Origin of the sequence: Labilibaculum euxinicum (assembly GCF_009795715.1) — a bacterium.
GTDB classification, from domain to species: Bacteria; Bacteroidota; Bacteroidia; order Bacteroidales; family Marinifilaceae; genus Labilibaculum; species Labilibaculum euxinus.
On the sequence record NZ_WTCR01000006.1, the window covers coordinates 321,967 to 347,073 of the forward strand.

Below are 25,107 nucleotides of genomic sequence, written 5' to 3' on the forward strand. Positions count from 1 at the left end.
AGCTTTGTAGTTTATTTTTACGCAACCGTTTTCGTTATTTGAACTAATTCTAAACTTCCTGCTTTGGTTTCTCTTTTGTTGATTTTAAACCAAATATTGGTATTTTAGTACCGAATATTAAAAACAAGACTTGTTTTAATTCCAATTCACAAGCAAAAATATGGATTTTCTTGAAATTTATTTTTACGTTTGCGCCTACTTGGTAAGTTACCTTGAAATGTTTGGCGGACTATAAAATCCATTCCCTACCTCGATCCTTGTGATCAATTTTCTATTCTATTTTTTGAGTAAATGTAATTGATGTTTTAGTACATCAATAATTTTATAATTAGGCACTTTTTTTTTCTAAGTGTTGTAACTTATAGATTAATCAAAATAGTTAAACAAATACAACATGCAAAAGTCTTTATTATTAGGCGTTGAAGCCATTGCTCAAGGAGCAATTGATGGTGGAATGTCTGGAGTTTACGCGTACCCGGGAACTCCGTCTACTGAAATTACCGAATACATACAACATTCGAAACAAGCAAAAGAATTAAACATTCACAGCGATTGGGCTGCGAATGAGAAAACAGCCATGGAATCAGCTCTTGGTATGTCATATGCAGGAAAAAGAGCAATGGTTTGTATGAAGCACGTTGGATTGAACGTAGCTGCTGATTGTTTTATGAATGCTGCCATTACAGGAGCAAACGGAGGAATGTTGATCGTAGTTGCAGATGATCCATCTATGCACTCTTCTCAAAATGAGCAGGATTCCCGAGTATACGGTAAGTTTGCCATGATGCCGGTTTTAGAGCCGTCAAACCAACAGGAAGCATACGATATGGCTCGTTTCGGGTTCGAATTGTCAGAAGCTTTTGAGATTCCTGTTTTAATGAGAATTACGACTCGTTTGGCTCATTCCCGTGCCGGTGTTGCAAGATTTGCTGAGGTAATGGTACAAAATGAGTTGAAACTTCCTGAAGATAAGGTTCAATTCGTATTACTTCCAGCTATCGCGCGTAAGCGTTATAAGAAATTGTTAAGCAATCAGGAGAAATTCGAAGCCGCATCAGAAGATTCAGCTTATAATACATATTCCGATGCTGCTGATAAGTCAATGGGTATCATTGCTTGTGGTTTAGGATATAATTACTTAATGGAAAATTATCCTGATGGAGATTGTCCATATCCTGTTGTTAAGATCAGCCAGTACCCAATTCCACGCACAATGATCAAAAAGATCACCGGCGAGTGCGGTAAAGTATTGGTTTTGGAAGAAGGTTATCCTGTGATTGAGGAAATCCTGAAAGGATATTTGGAAAAAGAAGCTGTTATTGGCCGTTTGGATGGAACTCTTTCCCGTGATGGTGAGTTAACTCCGGATATGGTTGGCAGAGCTCTTGGATTTAAAATTGAAGAAAGTCTTGAAATACCAGATATTGTAGCTGCCCGTCCGCCGGCATTGTGTGTTGGATGCAGTCATATTGATGTGTACAAGGCGTTGAATGAGGTGATTGCAGAATATGGCGAAGGTCGTGTGTTTGCTGATATAGGTTGTTATACTTTGGGTGCTTTGCCTCCTTTTAATGCCATTAACTCTTGTGTGGATATGGGAGCATCAATTACTATGGCAAAAGGTGCTGCTGACGCTGGTTTAATTCCTTCGGTAGCCGTTATTGGTGATTCAACTTTTACGCACTCGGGAATGACTGGTTTATTGGATGCTGTTAATGAAAGGACTCCAATTACAGTAATTATTTCTGATAATGAATCGATCTCAATGACAGGTGGTCAGAAATCATCTGCTAAAGGCAAGTTGGAAGCAATTTGCGAAGGTTTAGGAGTAGAGAAGGAGCACATTCATGTATTACTTCCCGTGCCTAAGAAACATGATGAGATTAAGGAAATCTTCCGTAAGGAGTTTGAATACAAAGGGGTTTCTGTAATTATTCCACGCAGAGTATGTGTACAGAAGAATGTTAGAGATCAAAAAATAAAGAAAGCAAGTATGGCAAAAACAGCGGCTAAAGCTTAATTAAATATTAACCTGAAAAAAGTAAACAGATGAAACGGCCATGATTAACTAATTATTAAAATACACAAAAATAATTATTTGATCGATGGTAAGTTCCATCTGACCTTAATCAAAAAATTACAAACAGATGAAAACAGATATGGTTATAGCAGGTGTTGGTGGTCAAGGGATTTTATCCATTGCTGCTGCTTTAGGTTCTGCTGCACTAGACAACGATTTATATATGAAACAAGCTGAAACTCATGGTATGAGTCAGCGTGGAGGTGATGTTCAGTCATTCATGAGAATTTCGGATAAGCCTATTTATTCCGATTTAATTCCTAAAGGTGGTGCTGATATCATTTTATCAGTTGAGCCAATGGAAGCATTGCGTTACCTTCCTTACTTGAAAAAAGGTGGCTATGTGGTAACTAATTCAACTCCTTTTATCAATATTACTGATTATCCTGAGCAGGAAAAATTGGAAGCAACCATTAAAGCTTTGCCTAATTATGTGTTGATTGATGCAGATAGAATCGCAAAGGAAGAAGTTGGTTCTGCACGTGCTTTTAACTTTGTAATGTTGGGGGCGGCATCTCCTTTTATCGATGTTCCATTTGAATATTTGGAGGAAGGAATTCGTAAAATCTTCGCTAGAAAAGGGGAAGAAGTGGTAGATATGAATATTAAGGCTCTTCATGCCGGACGTAAGTTCTCGCAAGAAAACAGATAGTCAAAACTCAATTATTATACATCGAAATCCCCGTTTGAAAATAATTCCAAACGGGGATTTTTTTATGATTTGTGACAAGAAGATCAAAAATAATTAAACTGTAAATTTTGTGAAGTTTGAGTCAATTTCTCTATTAAAGAAGTGCCTTTACTTTCATCTTATTTCTTTCGATTTTACACTTGTTTTTTATCCTTTATTGTCTAAGATTTCACTTATTGTCCGCAGGCAGGCTGCAATTTCTCTTTTTAACGGATGATTGGGCATAATTCCACTCTCGGCATCCAGTCCATTTAAAATACCCATCCAAATTGCACTTATGCCAAAGCCAATCAAAACATCCTTTTTGTAATTTTCGACAAATGCCTGTCGGTATTGCTCTGTGAAATTATTGAAATTAACTGCGATTCGGAAAGTATAGGAAGCATCAGGATTTTCACCATTATGCATATGGTAATCAATTATTTTTACTAAAGTGCCGGATAGCTTTTTAGATTCCGATTCTATTGCATCTCTTTTATCCTGATTGATATCCATATCATGTACACCTTTCAGAATCAAATGGTCGATATCTTCAGTGCATATTGTATTTTTTAATAGTATAGGTTCCATGTTTGTTGTATTATTTATAAGAACACCTAAATTACTCGAAAAATATGAGATTGTTCCTCCCTGTGATCATTGTTTCATTAAAATATTTTACAGCAAATAGGAATTGCAATTGCATTCCAACTATTGCTAAAGTTGGCTTTCTATTTTTCATTTACTATTCACGATCAACAGGATGTAAGCAGAAAAGTTTAACTGTTTGTTCTTTTAGTTTGCCAATTCGCAGATTAGAGTATTTGATAGGCTTTACTCTATATCATCAAATTTTTCTTCCTTTTTTACATTTGCTAACGTGCGTTTTAATAGGGTTGTATAAATTGGCTTATTCCCCAAAAGTGATGTAAATACAGATGCTGTAACTGTGGTAATGATTAAAGGTAAAATTAATTCATAGTTTGATGTCATTTCTACTGCAAGTACTAATCCTGTTAAAGGAGCTCTAACAGTTGCAGCAAAAATGCCTGCCATTCCTGCTATGGTAAAAACGCCTGGATTTGAAATTAACTGGGGAAAAAATTGTTGCATGCTGACTCCGAACAGCATGCCTAAAATAACACCAAGTGTAAGCATAGGTAAAAAAATCCCTCCAGGCATACCAAAACTATAACTGAATAAGGACAGCAGCATTCTGGCGATAAATAAAAACAATAGAAAAGATAAGGTGAAAGAATGATCGAGAACTTTGGCAATTGTATCGTATCCGCCACCTATTATATCCGGAGAAAAGATACCAATTACTGCTATGCTTAGCCCCACAAAAATCCCTGTATAAATAAAGGGCAGTTTCGAGGTGAACTGAAAGAAATCTAAAGATATAATAAGGAGTTTATTGTAGAAAAGACCAATAATACTGCATAATAAACCGAGGCAAATAAACAGCCAGAATCCATATATATTTGGGCTTGGAAATACAGTCATCTGTATAATAGGTTTAGATCCAATCAGCACCCTAACAATAAAGTCTGAGGTTCCTGCACCTATCATAATAGTCGCTAACGAATAAAAATTAAATTTAAAATGGCCGTTCATTTCTTCGATGACGAAAATAATTCCTGCAAAAGGTGCATTAAAGGCACTTGCAAGTCCTGCTGCGGCACCAGCAGAGATCAATGAATTGTTTTCGGTGTCGGGTATGCCTAAGGTGTCTTTTACCATCTTACCAATGTTAGCTCCCAATTGAATTGTAGGTCCTTCGCGTCCCAGCAGCAACCCGCTTCCTAAAGAAAATAAGGAAGCAATAAACTTGATGGGAAGTACTCTTTTCCAACGCATGGGACGCAGTCCATCCAGTGCACCTTCTATTTCCTGAACTCCACTTCCAGAGGCTTCTGGTGCATATTTTTTCACCAAAAACAAAGCGATACTTATTCCGATGATTGCAAACAGAATCGGCCAAAGCCAGCTCAGGAATCCCGATTGGCCTGCCTGATGATATAAGATATCCCTGATATTTTCGATATAGCTAAGTGTATTTCTAAAAAAGCCGCCAACAAGTCCAACAATAAGCCCGATGATGAGTGCATGAAACAGCTGTTTGAAGTGTTTTGCATTTTCGCCGTCAAGTTGATGGCGGGAAATATTGGATATATTAATGGACATAGTAAATCAGAAGATTGTATTGTTTAAAATTGGATTAATTGAATAGGTGGAATGCGAGTTTGATCCCTTGAATGATCATTCCAATTCCCATTATTGAAAGAATAAGCCCCATTATTTTTCCGATTACAGTTATTATATTATGGCCAATCTTTTCAACGATATAGTCACAAAAAAGGAAGGCTAAATAAGTGATGAAGCACATTATTGCAAAAATAAAAATGACTATGCCAATATGTAAATAGTTGTTGTCGGAAACAAAATTCATGGCTGTAACAATTGTTCCCGGGCCAGCTAATATAGGTATTGCCAAAGGGGATACGGCAATGTTTTCATCTACCTTTACTTTTTGCAGGTGTTTTATATTTGATTTTTTTGATTCCAGCATTTCAAAACCTACATAAAAGAGTAAAATACCACCTGTTATTTTAAAGGCAGGTATTGTAATGCCAAATAATTCAAATATGAATTTACCTAACAGCACAAATATAAATACAATACAAAATGCAATTACAGTTGCTTTTTTATTAATTGTTTTTTTCGTTGATTCATCGGCGTCTTGAACTAATGATGAGAAAATAGGAATATTGGCAATCGGGTTCATTATGGCAAAAAAGCCTGTAAATACAGATAAAGAGTAGGTTAAATATTCTATCATATTGTTATTTTTTTCGTTTTAATTTCACGTACTCGCATATGCCTGACATTAGAGGTAAAGCATGTATCAGTCGCTATGCGACTTGGATCACTTATTTTCGTGTGTTTGTAATTTGTTGTTATTCTGTATTCAACCCATTACAATTTGGGTTTGAAGAACCTCTGTTTTTTTTGCAAGAGAAATACTCTAATTAGGTACAGCTTTTCATCCAACTAAGGTATCCTTTTTATCAGGCAAAAACGAAAATTAGTAAAGACAGTCATTTTATTCTATCAGTAATGAGTTAGCCGAAAAGTTTAATTATTTTTTCGCATTGGAAAAATTTGTGATTAATGCTTCCGAAATTATTTGTGTTGAATATAGCGACTGCCAAATCTTAGTATCAAGTAGCCAATAATTCCAGAAGTAAACGAGCCAATCAAGATACCAATTTTAGCCGAATCGATAAATTCAGGATTGGTAATAAAAGCCAGATTGGCGATAAATATTGCCATTGTAAATCCTATTCCAGCCAGAAATGATATTCCTACTACCTGAATGGCTTTCACTCCTTGCGGCAATTCAGCAAATTTTAGTTTAATGCCGATAAAGGATATTAAGGACACGCCAACACTATTTCCAATAATTAAACAAAGTGCAATGTTGATGACCAAAGGCATTTCCAGATTTATATCTGCACCAAATTTGATTCCTGCATTGGATAGGGCAAATACCGGCATAATAAAAAAAGCAACCCAGTTGTGCAGCTTGTGTTCTAAATGCTGCAATGGGGATTGTACCTGACTGGTCCAATCTTCCAAATTGTCGATTTGTTCAATCTGATGATCGGAGAGGATTGGTTTTTCGCATGTTTCTTCAATATCCTTAGCAATGCCCATTAATTTGCGTGAATACGTTTTAATATCAATTTTTTGCCTGATTGGAATTGTAAATGCCATTAACACACCGGCAACAGTAGGATGTATACCTGATTTTAAAAACAGATACCAAACAAGTACGCCCATAATAAAAACGAAATAAGGAAAATAGATATTCCGATATGATAAAAAGACTAATATTAGGATAGGAATGGCCGCATATCCTAATAATATCCACTCGATATTTCCACTATAAAATATTGCGATTACCAATACCGCAATCAAATCATCCACAATGGCAAAGGCGGTTAGGAATACTTTCAAACCCAAAGGAATTCTTTTACCAAGAAGTTTAAGAATAGCTAAAGAAAATGCAATATCGGTTGCCATAGGGACTCCCCATGCATTTGATGTGCTTTGATTGTTATTGAGTAAAAAGAACATGGCCACAGGAACCAACATTCCACCCAAAGCTGCAAAAAATGGAAAACTTGCTTTTCGAACCGTATTTAGTTCGCCTATTAAAAGTTCACGTTTAATTTCCAGTCCAATCAGGAAAAAGAAAACAGCCATTAGTCCATCATTAATCCAGAGTATTATTGGTTTATTCAGTTCGAAATCAGATGTTGTTATCCCAATTTTATATTGCCATAATGAATCGTATAAATGAGCCAGAGGAGAGTTTGCCCAAATTAGTGCAAGCAGAGTGGCAATAAAAAGCAGAATACCACTAAAACTTTCTATTTTAACAAATTTCTGGAATGGGGTGATGAGAAGTTTATCTATCATGGAAGTTTATTTCGTTCATTTAAATCGATTCTGAATTTACGAAAAAATGATCTTTTATTTGCCATCCTGATTAATTTTCATGCAATAAAAAGTGTATTTTTTTTATTGAAATCCTTTTCGGTATTAGCCATGTTTTCTATTAGATATTATGGAAATGTTTGATTGAAATCAGACGACTACTAGTCTTGCTGGCGGACTAGTAGTGGTTCTGACAGTGGACTAACAGTAGTCCGGATACTGTATCAGTAGTGGTTTGATAATAGACGAAAATAGGAACCGTAAATTGAATAGTAAGGAAAGTATTGATGTTAATTGGATATTCGAGTAAAGGCTGTACTTATCAGACTTTTGAAGGGATTAAAATTAATTCGGGAGCCATACTCCAGGTAAGACTCCCGAATTTAATTACATCTTTTTTAATTCATATATGTCATTTCTGCGGTCCCGCAAATTTCGTACGCTGCCAAACTGATTCAATTCGCGAAGTAAGTCGATATCTACATCAGCAATTAGAATCATTTCTGTATTCGGTGTTGCTTCAGCTTTAATGCCATTGGCCGGAAAAGCAAAGTCGCAGGGGGTAAATACCATCGATTGAGCATATTGAATATCCATGTTGTGTACCTTAGGCAAGTTGCCTACACTACCTGCAATAGCAACGTAGCATTCATTTTCAATGGCTCTGGCCTGAGCACAATTCCGAACCCGGGAATAGCCGTTTTGTGTATCCGTTAAGAAGGGTACAAACAAAATATCCATTCCTTCGTCGGCAAGCAAACGGCTCAATTCAGGGAATTCGACATCGTAACAAATCAGGATGCCAATTTTTCCGCAATCGGTATCAAAAACTTTCAATTCCGATCCTTTTTGCATCCCCCAAACTTTCACCTCGTCCGGTGTTACGTGAAGTTTCTCATAACGCTCAACACTTCCATCACGTTTGCACAGATAACCGGCATTATACAATCGATCATCCTTAATTTCAGGCAGGCTGCCACTAATAATATTGATGTTGTAAGAAATGGCCAGTTCCGAAAATTTTTGAACGATGGTTTCAGTATGCTCTGCCAATTTTCTTATTGCCTCAGGTTCCGATAAATGATTGTCTTTGGCCATGAGAGGAGCATTAAAAAATTCCGGAAACAAGGCAAAATCCGATCGGTAACCTGAAACAGCATCCACAAAATACTCGGCCTGATGCATTAACTCATCCAAATTATTATAGGAACGCATTTGCCATTGAATCAGACCAAGACGAACCACTTTTTTTATAGTGCTGGGTTTCTTGTTCTTCTTCTCATAGTAAATATTATCCCATTCAAGAAGTACTGCATAGTCGTTAGAATCTTCATCACCTTCCAAATAGTTTTTCAGAATTTTGGCCGGATGAAAATCATTCGAAACCTGAAAATTCAAAACAGGATCGTGAATTTCTTTTCTTCTAACCTTTTCAATGTATTCTTTCGGTGATAATTGATCGGCATATTTGTGATAGTTTGGTATTCGTCCGCCAAAAGCAACTCCTTTTAGATTCAAACGCTCACTCAATTCTTTTCGGTAATCGTACAATCGCCGGCCCAATCGTAAGCCACGAAACTCCGGTTTAATAAAAACATCAATTCCGTACAAAACATCTCCATCCGGATTGTGCGTCGAGAAAGTATAGTTTCCCGTTATTTCTTTGTAAGTATGCTTGTCGTCAAATTTACTATAGTCAACAATAATCGATAAAGCACATCCTGCTATGTGATTATTGACTTTAATTACTACCTGACCGTCAGGGAAATTATCAATTAATGTTTTGATTTGATGTTCTCTCCAATATGAATTAGGCATACTTGTGTACGACTCAATCATGGCTTTTTTAAGTTCCTGATAATCATCTAAACTTAAGAAGGATAATTCAATGTTTTCTATTTCCTGCATTTGAATGTTATTCACAGAGAAGTATGTGCAACAGCGCACAAATCTTTCCGTTTGGAAAGATTAAATATAACAAAATTGAGAATATGAGCTTCTCTTTGGAATTAAAAAATAAATGTTTTAGAATGCTGTAACTGAGTATTGAATTTTCAGATGAATTTAGGGCTTAATTCGCCATAAGATACTGTGATGTTGATATATGAAAAAAAACTTTCTGCATAGCTTTTTCTCTTTCGAGGATTTTCATTTCCATTCCGGACAAGTATTTTTGAACATTAAATTATTTACAGGAAGTAATTTTAATTGAGATTTGGTAGATTAGGGGGGACTATTTGAGAAAAGCTGCACAATACACTTAATATGAGGATGTATTGTGTATGTTTTAAGATCAATTATTTTTATAGCAAGGCTTAAATTATTGATTTTGAGTAGTATTAATAGTTCAATAGATGATAACAGGCGGTCATTTATTTTGGTAGTTGTCTCTAAAAGTGAAGAAATATTAGAATCTAAATGAGTTGCTTGAGCTTATTAGACAGACTGCCGTTAGAGTTATTTAAACCAAAAAAGTATTAAAATGAAATTTAAGAAATTAAAACTTTACACAAATAAACTTGAATCAGAGAAGAGGTTCTATTCGGAGATCTTAGGATTTAAGATTTTAGACGAAAATTCTAATTTTTTTTCTTTAGAAATTGGTTGGAGTGAATTATCATTCGAACAATCTGAAATAGAACACAAATATCATTATTGTTTCTTAATTCCTGCCAATAAATTGAATCAAGCACTGGAATGGATGGAAAGAAGAACTAAGGTTATAGATATAGAAGATGGTAGAAAAATTGAAAATTTTAAAAGTTGGAATGCTGATTCATTCTATTTCTATGATGCAAGTGGAAACGTTGCCGAATTTATAGTCAGATATGATTTAAAAAATAATGACGAGTCTGAATTTGATATTTCGAAAGTTTTAGGAATTAATGAAATAGGTGTAGCTACTAAAGATGTTCAGGAAATAAACCACCAACTTAAAACAGAGTTAGGAACAAAATTTTGGAAAGGTGATTTAAAGAGATTCGGGACCAACGGTTCTCAAGAAGGAATTTTCTTATTACCCAATTACAAATTAAAAGAAATTTGGTTTCCTACTTCAATAATAATAAAGCCTGAACCTTTTGAAGCAATTATTGAAAATAACGGAAAAGAATATTGCTTGGAATTTAGAGATGAAAAATTAAGAACTACAGCCAATAAAGTGTAAATTTCATAGCTTATAGTGGTTTTCAGAGGGCAGAGTCCCGCATCAAATTTCCGGTACTATCGGACAAAAAGTTGCCCGGAGAGTCCGCTGCAAAAATTCACATCAGCTATTAATCTCAATTAAAAAAAAATAAGAATGATTAAGAACAATAAAATGAGAAGTAAATTAAAAATAGGATTGGCAATAGGATTCATTGTTTTCTTTCAACAATTTGTAAAAGCTCAGGCAAATCAAAATCAACAGTTTTTGCAGCAAGTTGGTGTTACAGATAGTCTTTATTCCCAAATACTAAACGAGTCGAGAACGATTTACATACAATTACCTGTCAGTTACAATCCTGATAAAGATCAAAAATATCCCGTAGTTTTTATTTTAGACGGAGAAATATTTCTACCTACGCTTAGTGATGTGCAAAACTATTATAGTGGAGGCTTTACACCTGAAATGGTGCTAATAGGAATTTCCAATGCTAAAAACAGGATAAGAGATTTAACGACCTCAACTATATCGACGAAATATGGAATGCCGTTTAATGATGAAAATGGAGAGGCTGATCATTTTGCCGAGTTTTTTGAAAAGGAACTTATTCCTTTTATCGAGAATAAATATCCTGTTACCAATTTTAGAACATTAATTGGTCATTCGTATGGAGGTTTGTTTGCCATTTATGCACTAATTCATCATCCAAATTTGTTTACCAACTATTTAGCCATAGATCCAAGCTTGGATTGGGACGATCAAAAACTATTGAAAGAAGCACAAGGATTACTTGCCACTCAGACATATGAAAACAAATCTTTATTTATGTCTTTAGGAGGACAATTGCACATGCAAAATTCAAAGATAACTCTGGACAATGTAATGCAAGACACAACAGAATTTACTTTGTTTGCCCGTTCGAATATTGCCTTTTCAAACGAGCTAAGGCAAAATGCTAAAAACGGACCGTCTTTCGAATGGAAATTTTATCCCAGAGATTTGCATGGCACAATTCCCTTTCCTTCCATTATGGATGGTTTGATTTCGCTTTTTGAATGGTACCAAATGGAAAATACTGATAAAATAAATTCATTTGACACGCCAAAAGAAGAACTTCTCAGCATAATAAAATACAGGGAAAAGAAGCTCAAAGACCATTTTGGATATTTTGAACCTCCTTATCCGGAAGAACTTTTAAATATGTCAGGTTATATGAATATGGAAATGGAACAGCTCGAAAAGACAAAAATGTACTTTGAACTTGCCATAGAATATTATCCCGAAAGTGCGAATGCCTTCGATTCGATGGCTGAATATTATGAGACAAAAGGGGACTTAACCAATGCGGTAAAATATGTAACCAAAGCTTTTGAATTAAGTGGCAGTGATTATTATAAGAAAAGAATCGAAGGGCTTAAAATGAGAAAAAGTAACTAAGACTAATGATAACATCCATTAGTACAATATTGATTAAAAAACTCCTTTGATTTGGTCAAAGGAGTTTTTTAATGTTTATTTCGTTTTCAGAATAGCTTATGATTCAATTCGCAGCAAATCTTCTTTAAGAATTATTACTCTCTAATTCTTACGAAAATGTGTTTGATATTGCGTTTGCCACTATCCCGTTCGTCAATTTCGAACTGTTGCTGCATTGATTTAAGCAGAGGGGTGAGTTTGTTAAATCCGTAGTTTCTAGGATCAAAATCGGGTTTCTTCTTGTTAATTAAAGAACCTAGTTCTGCAAGAAAAGCCCAGCCATCGTCGTCGGCAATGTCTTCAATCGAATTGATCAGAAGGTTAAGAAACTGTTTGTCTATTTTATCAAATTTCTGAGTTTCGGCAGGACTTGCAGTGGCTTCTTTTTTCTTCTCGCGAATCTTTTTACCACTAATAATTTCGATATAAATGAATTTATCACAGGCAACAATAAAAGGATTTGGCGTTTTCTTTTCGCCAATGCCAATAACAAGCATTCTAGATTCTCTGAGCCTTGTAGCCAGCCGCGTAAAATCGCTATCGCTTGATACCAAACAAAAGCCGTCCACTTTACCATCGTGCAAAATGTCCATGGCATCAATAATCATCGCCGAATCGGTAGCATTTTTCCCGGTAGTGTAGGAGTATTGCTGAATAGGAGTAATGGCATGTTCCAGTAAGGCCGGTTTCCAGCCCGCAACAGTTGGTTTTGTCCAGTCGCCGTAAATGCGTTTGATACTTGGAGTGCCTAATTTGGCTATTTCATCAAGCATTCCTTTAATGTTCGAATAGGGAATATTATCGGCATCAATCAGAACCGCCAGGTTCAAATCATTAGTTTCGTTCATAATTTTTTGTAATTAATAGTACGACTAAGGTAAGGAATTGTATGTGATTATACGTCTAAATATTTAGCATTATCTGGTTTTATGGTATAGGCGAATATAGAAAAACAATAAAAGTACTTATCTTCTAAGGATGAAATTAATTTTTTATTTGGGATGTTATTTTTATTTGATATTTCAGATGATGTCACAAAGAATGATTTAATGAAGAAACTTATTATACTTTACCTGTTTTTATTGGTCATTTCAGTTCAGGCGCAAGTTACAACTGAAATCACCGGATACGTAAAAGACAAAACCGATCTTCCATTGATTGGAGCTTCGGTGTATCTCGAAAATACCACCAAAGGTGCTGTTACTGATGCAAATGGATATTATAAAATAGTTAATGTAAGCCCGGATACTTATAATTTAGTAGTTAGCTATTTAGGCTATGATAGTCAAACCCGTTACAATATTGAAGTGAAATCGGTTGGAAATCAATTGTATAATTTTACCCTTTTGGAACAAAGTCAAAATTTATCCGAAGTAATCGTATCCAATCAAAATAAGGTAACACGACCCCGCGAAACGCCGCTTTCTACTCAGACTTTAAGTGCCGTTGAAATTGCGACTTATCCCGGAGGAAATAACGATGTTGTTCGTGTTGCGCAGTCTTTGCCGGGGATATCTCCTTCGCCGGGCGGATTTCGTAATGATTTAATTATTAGAGGTGGAGCTCCCAACGAATCAGTTTACTATTTGGATGGAGTAGAGATTCCCAACATCAATCACTTTAGCACTCAAGGCAGCTCAGGTGGTCCGGTGGGGATTTTAAATGTCTCCTTCATTGATAATGTAAATTTGGCAACATCTGCTTTTGGCAGTCAATATGATAACCCGCTTTCAGGAGTACTTCAGTTTGAACAGCGCCAAGGAAATCAGAGAAAACACAATACTAACTTTCGCCTGAGTGCCAGCGAGGCTGCGCTTACGCATGAAGGTCCTCTTTTTAAGGGTGATAAAGAAGAGAGCAAAACTTCCTATATCGTCTCAGTGCGTCGGTCATACCTACAGTTTTTATTTAAAATGATTGGGTTGCCCATTCGTCCTGATTATTGGGATTATCAATACAAAATCACTCATAAAATAGACAAATACAATACGCTGAATTTAATTGGAGTAGGATCGATAGATGATTTTGCTGTAGAGGGATCGGGAAGCATTGATGAGAATGAGCAATCGACACTTGATCAGACTCCGTTTATCGAACAACAAACCAATACCATTGGTGCAAGTTGGAAGATGCGTTTTAAAAGTGGAAAAGGTTTTATGCAGTCTACCATCAGTAACAATTTACTGATCAATGATTTTTCGAGATATGGTGATAATATAAATCAAGCAGATCTGTATTTTAGGAATGATTCTCGTGAAATGGAAACCAAGCTGCGATATGGCCTGACCTACTTTGTTAAGGATTGGAAATTTGTTGGTGGTTTTAATATACAACGCAGTGACTACAAAAATGAAACTGTTGATTTGATTGACGGATTTCAGTACGATACGAAAATTGATTTTTTGAAGTACGGGTTGTTTGCTAATGTTACAAAATCGTTTCTGGATCAGAAACTGGACTTTTCTTTTGGTTTTAGAATCGATGGCGATAGTTTTACTCAAGGCAATGATTTATTTGCCACTTTTTCTCCACGATTGGCTTTGTCCTACGAATTCGCCGACGACTGGAAAATCAACGTAAGTGTAGGACGATACTACAAACTACCACCATATACCATACTTGGTTACAAAGAAAATGGAGTGTTTCTAAATAAAGATGTGGATTATACCAGTAGTGATCATTATGTATTGGGTTTCGAGCGAATTCTTGGTACTTCTTCAAATATTAGTGTAGAAGGGTTTTACAAACGTTATGAAGATTATCCCGTTTCAGTTCGCGATCGGGTTTCATTAGCGAATAAAGGAGCCGATTTTAATGTGCTGGGAAACGAAGAGGTAGAATCAGTTGGTAAAGGGAGAAGTTACGGCTTGGAATTTTTGTTTCAGCAGAAGTTGAGCCATCGCTTTTATGGTATCTTTTCCTATACTTTTTTCTACAGCGAATTTACAGGATTCGATCGAAGGAAGTATTTACCATCGGTTTGGGACAGCCGGCATTTAGTGTCTTTTACAGGAGGATACAAACTCAAAAGAAACTGGGAAGTAAGTGCTCGTTATCGATTTGCAGGCGAAACCCCAATTGTTCCAATAAATATTGAGGAAACTACCGCCCGTTATCCGGATATTGTTTTGGATTACAGTCGGCTGGGAGAAGAATCCTTGGGCATTTTCAGCCAACTGGATGTACGTATCGATAAAAAGTGGAATTTAAAAAAACTTTCGGTGGAGTTGTTTTTTGAAATACAAAACCTGCTGATGCGTAATTCTCCGGAGGCTCCCGAATACGTTCTTCAAAGAAATGATATGGGAAGTATAATAGAACCTCGTAATCTGGTTCAGGTTGGAAAGGAAGATGGGAAGCCAATTCCCACCATTGGTTTTGTTATTGATTTTTAAAGGAAGCTTAGTTAGTTCTCCTTTTTCGAATTCTTTTTGAGATTAAAGAGGTAAATAATACTTTGGGATATCAGGGAGAAAGGTAGTTCTCCTATGTAAAATATCTCAGTTAGATGACATTTTAAATTGCAGCGAAAACTGCCCAATAGACGATCCTTTTTTTTGTGTATAAAACGGGTAAACAAGCTCGTTTTTTTTATATAATTATTAGGATATGTGATGTTTGTGTTATGTATATAAAATCAGAACATAAACAGGTGTTTGCAAATGGGAAAAGAAGAAGGGGGCTTGGAAAGACTAAAAAATTAATATTAATTTGTTGCTAAAATAACCACGCAATGAACCAAACCCCTGATAAAATTATTATTATCGATAATAATGAATCACTAAGCTACAATTCATTATTTAATGAAATGTATGCCGGGCTTTGTTTATTCTCCGAGCGGTTTTTGATGGTTTCGAGCGAAGGAGAGGATTTGGTTCAGGAAGTATTTGTGAAATTGTGGGCTAAATTTGATGATTTTGATTCTTTAAATGCCATTAAAGCATATTTATATCAGGCAACCAGAAATGCTTGCTTGAATTCCATACGTCACGAAAAGGTAAAACGAAAGTACGAAGCCGAGCAGGTTCATCAAGTTGAATCGGAAACCTATTTTTTGAAGCAGGTGGTAGAAGAAGAGACAAGTCGTATTATTGCCAATTCTATTGATGAGCTTCCTCCTCAGTGCAAGAAGATATTACAATTAAGCATGCAGGGTTTAAAAAATCAGGAAATTGCTGAGGATCTGGGGATTTCTGTAAATTCGGTAAAAACACAAAAAAGTATTGCCTACAAAACACTCCGTTCCAAACTTCAAAATATCTTCGATATCGTAATGTATATCATGTGGATGTAAATTTTTGTATCTTTTTCTTGATCATTCTTCACCCTCTTTTTTAAGTTGGGTGTTCTAATTTATACAAGAAGAAGAAATGAAGAACACACAGGAACATATAAAACTAGCTCAACTACTTGCAAAACAACTTGCCGGTGAATTGTCTGATGCTGAAATAGAACAATTGACACTTTTCCAAAAAGAGGAAGATAAAAATGAGATCCTTTCATCGGTAAGAGAAAAAGGAATTGATTTTGACCGCTTGGAGAGGTATCAGACTTTTAACCTTGAAGAAGCACGTAAAAAGGTAGATTGGAAGATTCAATTCAGGCTTAAAAGCAAGAAAATAAATTTCGCAAAAATACTTCGTTATGCAGCCATACTGGCTTTGCCGTTAGCTCTTGCAGTATACATGTTGTATTTAACTGATGTTACCCAACCTGATGGAGTGGGACAGGCAACTATTGAAATTAAACCAGGTGAAACAAAGGCTCAGTTGTATCTTTCAGATGGAAGAATTGTAGATTTAGAGAAGCAGCAGAAGGATTTAATAAGAGAGACTGACGGTTCTGTAATCGAAAAAGACAGTTTAGGTTTAAATTATCAGACCAATACTCTTGATATCGAACCGGAACGTATTGCTGAAAATGTGATAGTAACTCCGGTTGGAGGTGAATATCAGTTAACCCTATCCGATGGAACAAAAGTCTGGATGAATGCAAAGTCTGAAATTCGTTATCCTGTTCGGTTTATCGGAAATACCAGAAAAGTGAAAATGTCGGGAGAGGTGTACTTTAAGGTGGCTAAAGATGCACGAAAACCTTTTATTGTTGATGTAAACGATGTTGAGGTAAAAGTTTTAGGAACACAATTCAATATTATGGCTTATCCTGACGAGAGAAGCATACAAACTACCCTTGTTGAAGGTGCTGTAAGCCTAAAAGCAAAAGAATTATCCGGAAAAACCACATCAGTGGGTTTGAGTCCCGGCCGGCAGGCCGATTACGATCGCTTTTCAAAAAGTGTTGAAACCAGAGAAGTAGATGTTGACAGGTTTATTGCCTGGAAAAACGGAAAGTTTGTTTTCGAAAAAGAGAGTTTAAACGATATTATGAGAAAGTTAGAGCGCTGGTATGATATTAAAGTGTTCTTCCAAAGTAATGAGCTGAAAAATATGCGTTTTAGCGCCAGAATTGACAGATACGGCAATATCAATGATATTTTGGAGAAAATGCAGCAAACAACAAATATTAACTTTGATATAAAAAATAATATTATTCAAATTAAAAAGAAGTAAACCCTTAAAACCCGAAATGAAAAAAAAACAGGGAGTGCGGCAACATCCCCTGTCTTAAAATCAAATAAAGTATTCCATTGGAATACAATGTTTAATCTAACCAAAACAAATTTATGAAAAAATTAGTCTTGTACAAAGTTTTTCCTCTCGGGGAAGAGCTTCGGAAATTAATTCGCATTATGAAAATCACCGGTTTTTTAATTTTAATAGCCAGTTTGCAGATTTCTGCAAGTGTATATTCTCAGCAAACTACTTTTACGGTTGAGTTTAAAGATGCGGACATTTATGATATGATGCAGGAAGTTAAAAACAGCAGTGAATTTGATTTTCTTTATTCGGATGATGAAATTGAAGGCGTTAAAATTAACAATGCTGAATTTTACGGATCGCATGTAGAAGAAATTCTAAACGAATGTTTGAAAGGAACGAAAATTACTTACAAGATTGAAGATAAAGTAATTCTTTTGATGCCAGCGCCTCCAAAACCCAATCTTGATGAATCTGCGCAAGAGAAGGAGGTACATGGTACTGTTACCGATGAAAATGGCATTCCTTTACCCGGAGTATCTGTTGTTATCAAAGGAACCACAATTGGTGCAGCAACTGATATTGATGGTAACTATACAATTTCATTTGATAGTGAGGATGTTGTTTTTGTATATTCTTTTGTAGGAATGCTTCCACAGGAAATTGCTTACAATGGACAAGCATTACTGAATATTGCACTTAAGGCAGACTCAGAACAAATGGATGAAGTGGTAGTAACAGGTTATCAAACCATTTCCAAAGAGCGGTCAACCGGATCATTTTCGAAAGTAACCAGTAAAAGTCTGGAGACCCGAAGATTGAATAGCTTGGCTGATGTTTTGGAAGGACAGATCGCTGGGTATTCCGATGGAATTATTCGTGGTGTATCCACCATGAATGCCATGGCTTCACCATTGTATGTAATTGATGGTTTTCCGGTTGAGAATACAAGCATTGATAATTATGGAAATGTTACAGAAAATACACCAGACCTTAATATTGAAGATATTGAGAGCATTACCATTTTGAAGGATGCCGCAGCAGCTTCGATTTACGGAGCCAGAGCTGCCAATGGAGTGGTGGTTATTGTAACCAAAAAAGCTCAAAAAGGAAAAGTTCAAGTTGATTTTTCCAGTACAGTTACCTGGAAACCTTACGATTATTATACTGGAAATTTAACCAATTCGGCTGATGTTATTGAGTTGGAAAAAGAATGGGCAGCCTCTAATCCGGAATTAAATAATGGACTGCTTCGTGCTCAGGCAGAGGCTGACAATCGTCGGAACAATTACAAATGGCCAAGTGCAGGGGTAGATGTTCTGTTGGATATGTATTCAGGTGCAATTTCAGAAAGCGATGCCAATGCGAAGTTATCAGAACTTGCTTCAAGAGGATTTCAGTTCTACGATGATGTGGCCAAGTATGCAAAACGTGATCTGTTTTATCAGCAATACAATTTAAGTATTGGAAAAGCGACCGAACTAAATAATTTTAAGTTTTCGGCTACTTACAAAAAGAACAAAGAGGAAGATATTTATTCGAATAGCGATCAGCTTGGTTTAAATATAGCAAACTCTTTACAACTTGCTTCATGGCTAAAAGCTGATGTTGGAGTATATATCAATTACAAGAAGGCTACAGTGCAAACATACAATTTGTTAGACTCTTATAGCGCTGGTTTTACCGGAAGTCCATACGACCGTTTGGTTGATGATAATGGAACCCCTGTAAGCGTTGCTTCTCAGGTTAAAAAGACTGTTCGCGATAATGTTGCAAATTACGGTTTGTACAGTTTAGATCTAACTCCGTTGGATGAATTGAGCAGAAAACTGGGCAAAAGGAAAGAATTCAGCAACAGAACCTATGCAAAATTGAATGTAAAGATTACTCCATGGTTGAACTATGATGCTATGTTTCAGTATGAATATGGAGTAAATCGTTATCAACGTTTAAATGAACTGGATTCTTATTCAACCCGCACAACCATTAATAAATTTGCGAGCAATTCGGATGGAAGTGCAGTCTATAATCTTCCCAAAGGAGATATTTACTACAATCATAACCATTTTTCAAATTCTTACAATTTCAGACAACAATTAAATCTGAACAAAACTTTTCAGGAGAAACATCAAATTACATGGATTGTAGGATCGGAGACAAGGCACAGCAAACTGGAATATAATGATCAAACCCGTTATGGTTATGACTCAGATATGCTGACTTCTCAGTATTTGAACCAACCTTTACTGACAGGCGGCTTTTCCGGTTTGATGAATTCATGGGCTTATTTAAATAATAGTGATTTGGCCAGCCAACAAGAGTTGGTTAACCGGTTTGTTTCCTTTTATTCGAATGCAGCCTACAGTTACAATAATAAATACACCTTATCGGGCAGTATTCGTTGGGATCGTTCCAATCTTTGGGGAACTAACTCCAAGTATCAGAACAAACCACTGTGGTCGGTAGGAGCCAATTGGAACGTAAATAGGGAAGATTTCTTTAATGTGGAGTGGGTGAACATGTTGAAACTAAGAACTTCTTATGGTATTGGGGGTAACATTGCAAAAGATGCTGCGCCTTACTTAACAGCCAGTTATTATACCAGTTCCTTAGTTGGGGGTGTTTATGGTAATATTTCTTCGCCACCGAACCCAGATTTACGATGGGAAAAGACAACAACAATAAATGCCGGGGCTGATTTTTCATTGCTCAACAACCGCCTGTCAGGTTCTGTTGATGTTTATAAAAAGAAGAGTGTGGATTTATTAGCCAATCAGCAAGGTACACCAACTGAAGGATTTGGATACAATACCCTTGCATTTAATAATGGATCAATGGAGAATAAGGGGTTTGAACTTGCTGTTCAGGCTGATCTTGTTCGTGGAAAGAATTTTTCCTGGAATGCAGGTTTCCTTTTGGGATACAATAAAAATAAAGTGACCAAAATTAATGTGGAAGCACCTTTTTATGTCTTGCAATTTGATTATCCGCAGGAATTTCCCAGAGTGAATAATGCATTTAATGGAATTTATTCTTATAAGTGGGCTGGATTGAATGATCAGGGAGAACCTCAGATTTACGATGTTGATGGGAATAAAACTGCTGAGGATTACACCAACATGGACAACATTCATTTCAGTGGCACCACAGTTCCTAAGTATAGTGGCTCCATCATGAATGGTTTTTCTTACAAGAATTTTGATTTATCAGTTTTGGTGCTATATGCAGGAGGTCATAAAGTTCGAAATACAAACATTCCTAAAATTAATATGGCCGATCCATATGGTTCTGCGATGATAAGTGTAACCAGTAAAGACATTCGAAACAGATGGAAACAAGCAGGAGATGAAAACAAAACGGATGTTCCACGATTACTGTTCTATGGCAATTCTCCAGATTACAGCTATTATCGTGAATCCGTATACAATTACTCAGATATTCATGTGCTGGATGCCTCTTATGTGAAGATAAACAACATCTCATTGGCTTATCACCTGCCTTCAGAATGGTGCAATAAACTAAAATTGGGTAGTGCAAGAGTACAATTTAATGTAGAAAATCTAAAGACTTTTGCTTTTGATAAAAAAGCCGAATATATGTTGGGTGCTAAGGAAAAACCCACATTTGTTGGAGGAGTGTATTTGAGTTTTTAACATTTAAAACAAGAGAATTATGAAATTTAAAATATCATATATTGCAATTATTAGTCTTTTGGCAGCCATGTTGTTCTCGTCTTGCGACAACTACCTGGATGTGTTGCCCAAAGGAGAGAAAATACCAACAAGTTTATCTGATTATGAGGCGTTTGTCCGTAATGAATACAATCATTTAAATGATGCGGAACAAGCCATTAATCTGTTGAATGACGTATACAAGCGGCCAAGTGATTTGAGTTACGTTTCCTTAAGCTCTATCAATTACAATTGGATGGGAAATGAGGATCGTATTATTCAGAACAATTCGGATGAAGCAACTTACTATTATTCCTACGCAGCCATTTCGTATTGGAATTTAATTATCAATAATGTTCCTGATGCAACCGATGCAAGTGATGCCGAAAAACTGGAATTGATTGCTCAGGCCAAGGTATTAAGAGCGATGAACTATTTTCATCTGACTAATTATTATGCAGAGCAATACGATGAAGCAACGGCTGCAACTAAATTATCTGTTCCCTTAATTACAAGTGCCGATATGGGAGCACCTTCGGAGCAGATTAGCATTGCAAAAATGTACGAATTCATTCTTACCGATTTAACAGATGCAATTCCCAATCTACCTATTGAGAGTGCTACTTTGCTGCATCCGGATTTAGGTTGTGGGTATGCAATGCTGGCAAGGGTTTATTTACAGATGGAAGACTATGACAGTGCTCTGAAGTATGCACAGAATGCTTTGGATCAAAACAATAAATTGTTCAATTGGAAGGAATACTACACTGAAAACAAAGAACAAATAGAAAAAGAAGACGATTGGTCAACAAGTTATCCTTCCAAAACCATGACCAGTCCTGAGAATTACATTTTCAGATATGGTTCCAGTACCTATAAAAATTCTGGACAATCGGGAACAAAAGCAGCACTTACATTGTCGAGAGCGGCACAATTTGAAGATGGTGATGCCCGTTTTGCCTCTAAATGGAAGAAAAAGTATCAGGCTCCGGATAGCATTTATTATGGCATACGGTCGGATAAATTTAATGCCGGTGGAATTACAACGCCAGAAATGTATTACATCAAAGCAGAGTGTTTGGCCCGTAAAGGCGGACAAGCCAATTTGGATGAAGCCATGCTAAGCTTAAATACAGTTCGTAAAACCAGAATTTTCGACAATAAATATGCTGATTTAACAGCTTCCTCAACGGCTGAGGCAATAGCTTACATCCGCAAAGATAAAGCAAATGAATACGTGCAGACAGCCATCCCATTTTGGGACATGAGACGTTTTAATAAGGATGTAAATTATGCACAAACTTTAACTAAAGTTTTCGACAATCAAAGTTTGGAATTGTCACCTGATTCGCACATGTGGGTAATGCCGTTCCCAATGGGAGCTACCAGTAATCCGGGCAATGGAACATTGGTGCAAAACACTCCCCGTTAAATAAACAGTATTTTTCCCGGAGAGCTGTTTAAGCACTCCGGGAATTTTAAAGATACTTAATGTTGTGTCAGTACGACTGTTTTTACCTTAGCTCTGGCGAATAGGAACAACAAACAGATAGATCAAACAAAGTTAAATGCTCAGCAAGAAAAAATTAATCAGCCACATTCAAAATTTGCTGGTTGGTAAATCAGCTATAATTTTATATTAAAATTGAAACAATGAATAAAAGTATTTCAGGATTAGTAGTATTCATTTTCATAGTAATGATTACTGCCTGTTCACAAAAAAACGCAGATTACACATTTAGTGGCGAAATAAGCGGACTGAAAGAGGGAACAAAATTAGAATTGGTGCCTGCTGCAACGCATAATGAAGAAGAGCCTGTTGCCAGTGCAGTTGTGACCAACGGAAAATTTGAATTTTCAGGTAAATTGGAAGAACCACGTTTATATTATCTTCAAGTAGCTGATCAGCTTGGGGTTCTTAAAATAATGCTTGAAAATTCAGAAATCAGCTTAAAAGCAAAGGCTGTTTTTCAGGAAAGTAATAATAGAACTTTTGTTGATTTTTCTGATGTTCAGGTAAGTGGTTCAAATGCAAATGATCTTTATATGGAGAAATTGGCATTTAAAAGTAAATTCGGTGCACTACACGAAAAATATTACAAAGATCATGATGCGATATTAGTCGCCGTAAGAAATGCTAAAAGTAAAACTATTGCAGATTCGTTAAGAAATACAGATGATTACAAAGCTTTTGCTCAAGCAGAAAAAGACTTTTTTACTAGTGTAGAGAAAACTAGTAATGAGGCTATTTTGGCAAACAAAGATTCATGGTGGGGACCTTTGGTAATGCTGGAGTCGATGAGTTATTTTACCGATGAACAAATTCCTTTGTATGAACAATTTTCGGAGACGGCTAAAAATTCTTACTATGGGCAATTGGTGAAAAAGGAACTTTATCCGGAAAGAGTTGTCAGTAAACAAGCTCCGGAGTTTACCCTGGCCGACCGGGAAGGAAAAACTTTTAACTCCTCAGAATTAATGGAAGGCAAAAAATACATTCTGATTGATTTTTGGGCATCGTGGTGCGGTCCTTGCCGAAGAGAAATACCAAATTTAAAACACATGTATGAATTGTATGCTTCGAAAGGTTTGCAAATTATCAGTATTTCCAAAGACGAAGATAAAAAAGCATGGGAAAAAGCATTAGACAAAGAAAACATGGCTTGGCCTAATCTGCTGAATAAAAATGACGTAGACGATCTTTATTTTGTGAAAATGATTCCAGCTATTTTCCTTGTAGATGCATCAACCGGCAAAGTGATGGATGATAAATTGAGAGGAGAAGCATTGGATCAGAAATTGAAAGAGCTTTTTCAGTAAGCAGACTTATTTTATGTGATTACAAATACGTAGGCAATACGTTTAAAACATCTCCATTTTGGAGGTGTTTTTTTTATGAATAAAGTAAATGGATTTTAGCCAATTGAATGTTTTCAATAAGCAATCTAAGTAAAAAAACATGAGAGATGATGAAAAGAGTGATGGCCAATGTCATTACAGGTATTTATTGAAACAATATCCGGAATAAACAAGGGGGGGTGTTTCTTTATGTTTTTATGATTCTTGTTGCGCAACAGAAAAGGGCAGACTTGTTTTTTGTGAATCATCTTTCTTTTTTGGAAATCCCATTTCTATTTTTGGCTCCTGATGGAAAACGAATTACTATTAAAACAACTGGCGGAAGGAAACAAAAAGGTCTTTAAAAGTATCTTTGAAGACTACTATCGTCCGTTGTGTGGATTTTTTTATTGGTTGAACATATTGTTTGGGATCCTGTATTAAAGCCAGGAAAGATTATTTTATAAAAATGCTTTTTTTTGATGTTTTTTTTCTCAGGAGACTTAACATCGCAAAAATACTGGGCTTACAGGATGAAAAATTATTTTTCTGATAGCCTGCCAAGAGCTGAATTTTGAATGTTTTTTATAAATCAAAAAGCAAAATAATATATGGTTAAGTTTAGAAAAAGCCTAAACAGGGCGAAGTTCAAAAAATCACCCTTTTTGTTTTGTGTTGCTGCTATTTAATAAACAGGTTGTTGCATGTGCTTTAAGCGAAAGGATAAAAAAATGACGTTTTCCTACATTTAATTAGTTTTGTTAGCTATTTTGGGGGTAATGTTTCGCTTGTAAGACATCTGTTTACTTGCCGTTAATGGTAAATTTTGTTTTTGTGAAAAATATGGCGTGTAAGTGTTTTTCCGAACAAATTGTATCATGCAGCAATTTGCAAAAGACATTTTACAATTTGCAAAAGACCCGTTTGCATTTGCAAAAGACGTTTTTGAAGTTAGTTTTGGCATTTTGGGCGCTCCAAATGAGCCAAATTGTGCCCGTTTTCGTCTCAGAAAAATCCCAACATGCATTTTGAAACTCCCAACATGCATTTTGGAAATTGCAAAATGCCATTTGAAAGTTTCCTGAGAGCCAGATTAGTACCTAAAAGATCCTTTCTGAAGGCAA

Annotated in this window: 16 protein-coding genes; 10 read left to right on the top strand and 6 right to left on the bottom strand. The window is 36.0% G+C overall.

All coding sequences use genetic code 11. The features are described from left to right. The first annotated feature begins 394 nt into the window (after positions 1–394). Both GQR60_RS10435 and GQR60_RS10440 read left to right on the top strand, forming a co-directional pair. Entirely contained in the window at positions 395–2,020 is a 1,626-nt protein-coding gene (locus GQR60_RS10435) for a thiamine pyrophosphate-dependent enzyme (RefSeq protein WP_124992863.1), read from the top strand. Between the two features lie 127 nt (positions 2,021–2,147). Further along, positions 2,148–2,732 carry an indolepyruvate oxidoreductase subunit beta gene (locus GQR60_RS10440; RefSeq protein ID WP_101307825.1) on the top strand — a complete coding sequence of 195 codons (585 nt, stop codon included), beginning with the start codon at positions 2,148–2,150 and terminating at the stop codon, positions 2,730–2,732. A gap of 186 nt (positions 2,733–2,918) precedes the next feature. On the opposite strand, the gene GQR60_RS10445 is transcribed toward GQR60_RS10440, so the two are convergent. From GQR60_RS10445 to GQR60_RS10465, 5 genes are all read right to left on the bottom strand, one after another. Then, positions 2,919–3,341 (bottom strand): hypothetical protein, encoded by a 423-nt coding sequence (locus GQR60_RS10445; protein WP_124992864.1) that lies wholly within the window; start codon positions 3,339–3,341, stop codon positions 2,919–2,921. Positions 3,342–3,584: 243 nt separating this feature from the next. Continuing rightward, positions 3,585–4,937, bottom strand: a complete 1,353-nt coding sequence (gene clcA / locus GQR60_RS10450) for a H(+)/Cl(-) exchange transporter ClcA (protein ID WP_124992865.1) — start codon at positions 4,935–4,937, stop codon at positions 3,585–3,587. Between the two features lie 34 nt (positions 4,938–4,971). Further along, positions 4,972–5,592, bottom strand: coding sequence for a MarC family protein (locus GQR60_RS10455; protein ID WP_124992866.1), 621 nt, complete (start codon positions 5,590–5,592; stop codon positions 4,972–4,974). A 344-nt stretch (positions 5,593–5,936) separates the two neighbouring features. After that, on the bottom strand, positions 5,937–7,238 hold the full coding sequence (gene nhaA / locus GQR60_RS10460) for a Na+/H+ antiporter NhaA (protein WP_124992867.1): 1,302 nt from the start codon (positions 7,236–7,238) through the stop codon (positions 5,937–5,939). 405 nt (positions 7,239–7,643) lie between these two features. Next, complete coding sequence (locus GQR60_RS10465; RefSeq protein WP_124992868.1) at positions 7,644–9,164, bottom strand: carbon-nitrogen hydrolase family protein; 1,521 nt, start codon at positions 9,162–9,164, stop codon at positions 7,644–7,646. Between the two features lie 574 nt (positions 9,165–9,738). Here GQR60_RS10465 and GQR60_RS10470 point away from each other — a divergent pair. Then, the gene (locus GQR60_RS10470; RefSeq protein ID WP_124992869.1) at positions 9,739–10,422 is read left to right on the top strand and encodes a VOC family protein; all 684 of its coding nucleotides are present in this window, start codon (positions 9,739–9,741) and stop codon (positions 10,420–10,422) included. Between the two features lie 135 nt (positions 10,423–10,557). After that, positions 10,558–11,838 (top strand): alpha/beta hydrolase-fold protein, encoded by a 1,281-nt coding sequence (locus tag GQR60_RS10475; RefSeq protein WP_225441385.1) that lies wholly within the window; start codon positions 10,558–10,560, stop codon positions 11,836–11,838. Positions 11,839–11,972: 134 nt separating this feature from the next. Here the strand turns inward: GQR60_RS10475 and GQR60_RS10480 are convergent, their stop codons facing one another. After that, positions 11,973–12,725: an NYN domain-containing protein gene (locus GQR60_RS10480; protein ID WP_124992870.1), complete on the bottom strand. Its 753-nt coding sequence runs from the start codon at positions 12,723–12,725 to the stop codon at positions 11,973–11,975. Positions 12,726–12,926: 201 nt separating this feature from the next. On the opposite strand from GQR60_RS10480, the gene GQR60_RS10485 reads away from it, so the two are divergent. The 6 genes from GQR60_RS10485 to GQR60_RS10510 all read left to right on the top strand — a co-directional run bounded on the left by GQR60_RS10485 (position 12,927) and on the right by GQR60_RS10510 (position 23,965). Beyond that, positions 12,927–15,272, top strand: coding sequence for a TonB-dependent receptor (locus GQR60_RS10485; RefSeq protein WP_124992871.1), 2,346 nt, complete (start codon positions 12,927–12,929; stop codon positions 15,270–15,272). Between the two features lie 338 nt (positions 15,273–15,610). Next, entirely contained in the window at positions 15,611–16,171 is a 561-nt protein-coding gene (locus GQR60_RS10490) for an RNA polymerase sigma-70 factor (RefSeq protein ID WP_124992872.1), read from the top strand. 76 nt (positions 16,172–16,247) lie between these two features. Continuing rightward, complete coding sequence (locus tag GQR60_RS10495) at positions 16,248–17,447, top strand: FecR family protein (protein ID WP_124992873.1); 1,200 nt, start codon at positions 16,248–16,250, stop codon at positions 17,445–17,447. Positions 17,448–17,560: 113 nt separating this feature from the next. Beyond that, a complete protein-coding gene (locus GQR60_RS10500) occupies positions 17,561–21,127 on the top strand; it encodes a SusC/RagA family TonB-linked outer membrane protein (RefSeq protein ID WP_124992874.1) in 3,567 nt (1,188 codons plus the stop codon). 19 nt (positions 21,128–21,146) lie between these two features. Beyond that, positions 21,147–22,577, top strand: a complete 1,431-nt coding sequence (locus GQR60_RS10505; RefSeq protein WP_124992875.1) for a RagB/SusD family nutrient uptake outer membrane protein — start codon at positions 21,147–21,149, stop codon at positions 22,575–22,577. A 221-nt stretch (positions 22,578–22,798) separates the two neighbouring features. After that, on the top strand, positions 22,799–23,965 hold the full coding sequence (locus GQR60_RS10510; protein WP_124992876.1) for a TlpA disulfide reductase family protein: 1,167 nt from the start codon (positions 22,799–22,801) through the stop codon (positions 23,963–23,965). Positions 23,966–25,107: the final 1,142 nt, after the last annotated feature.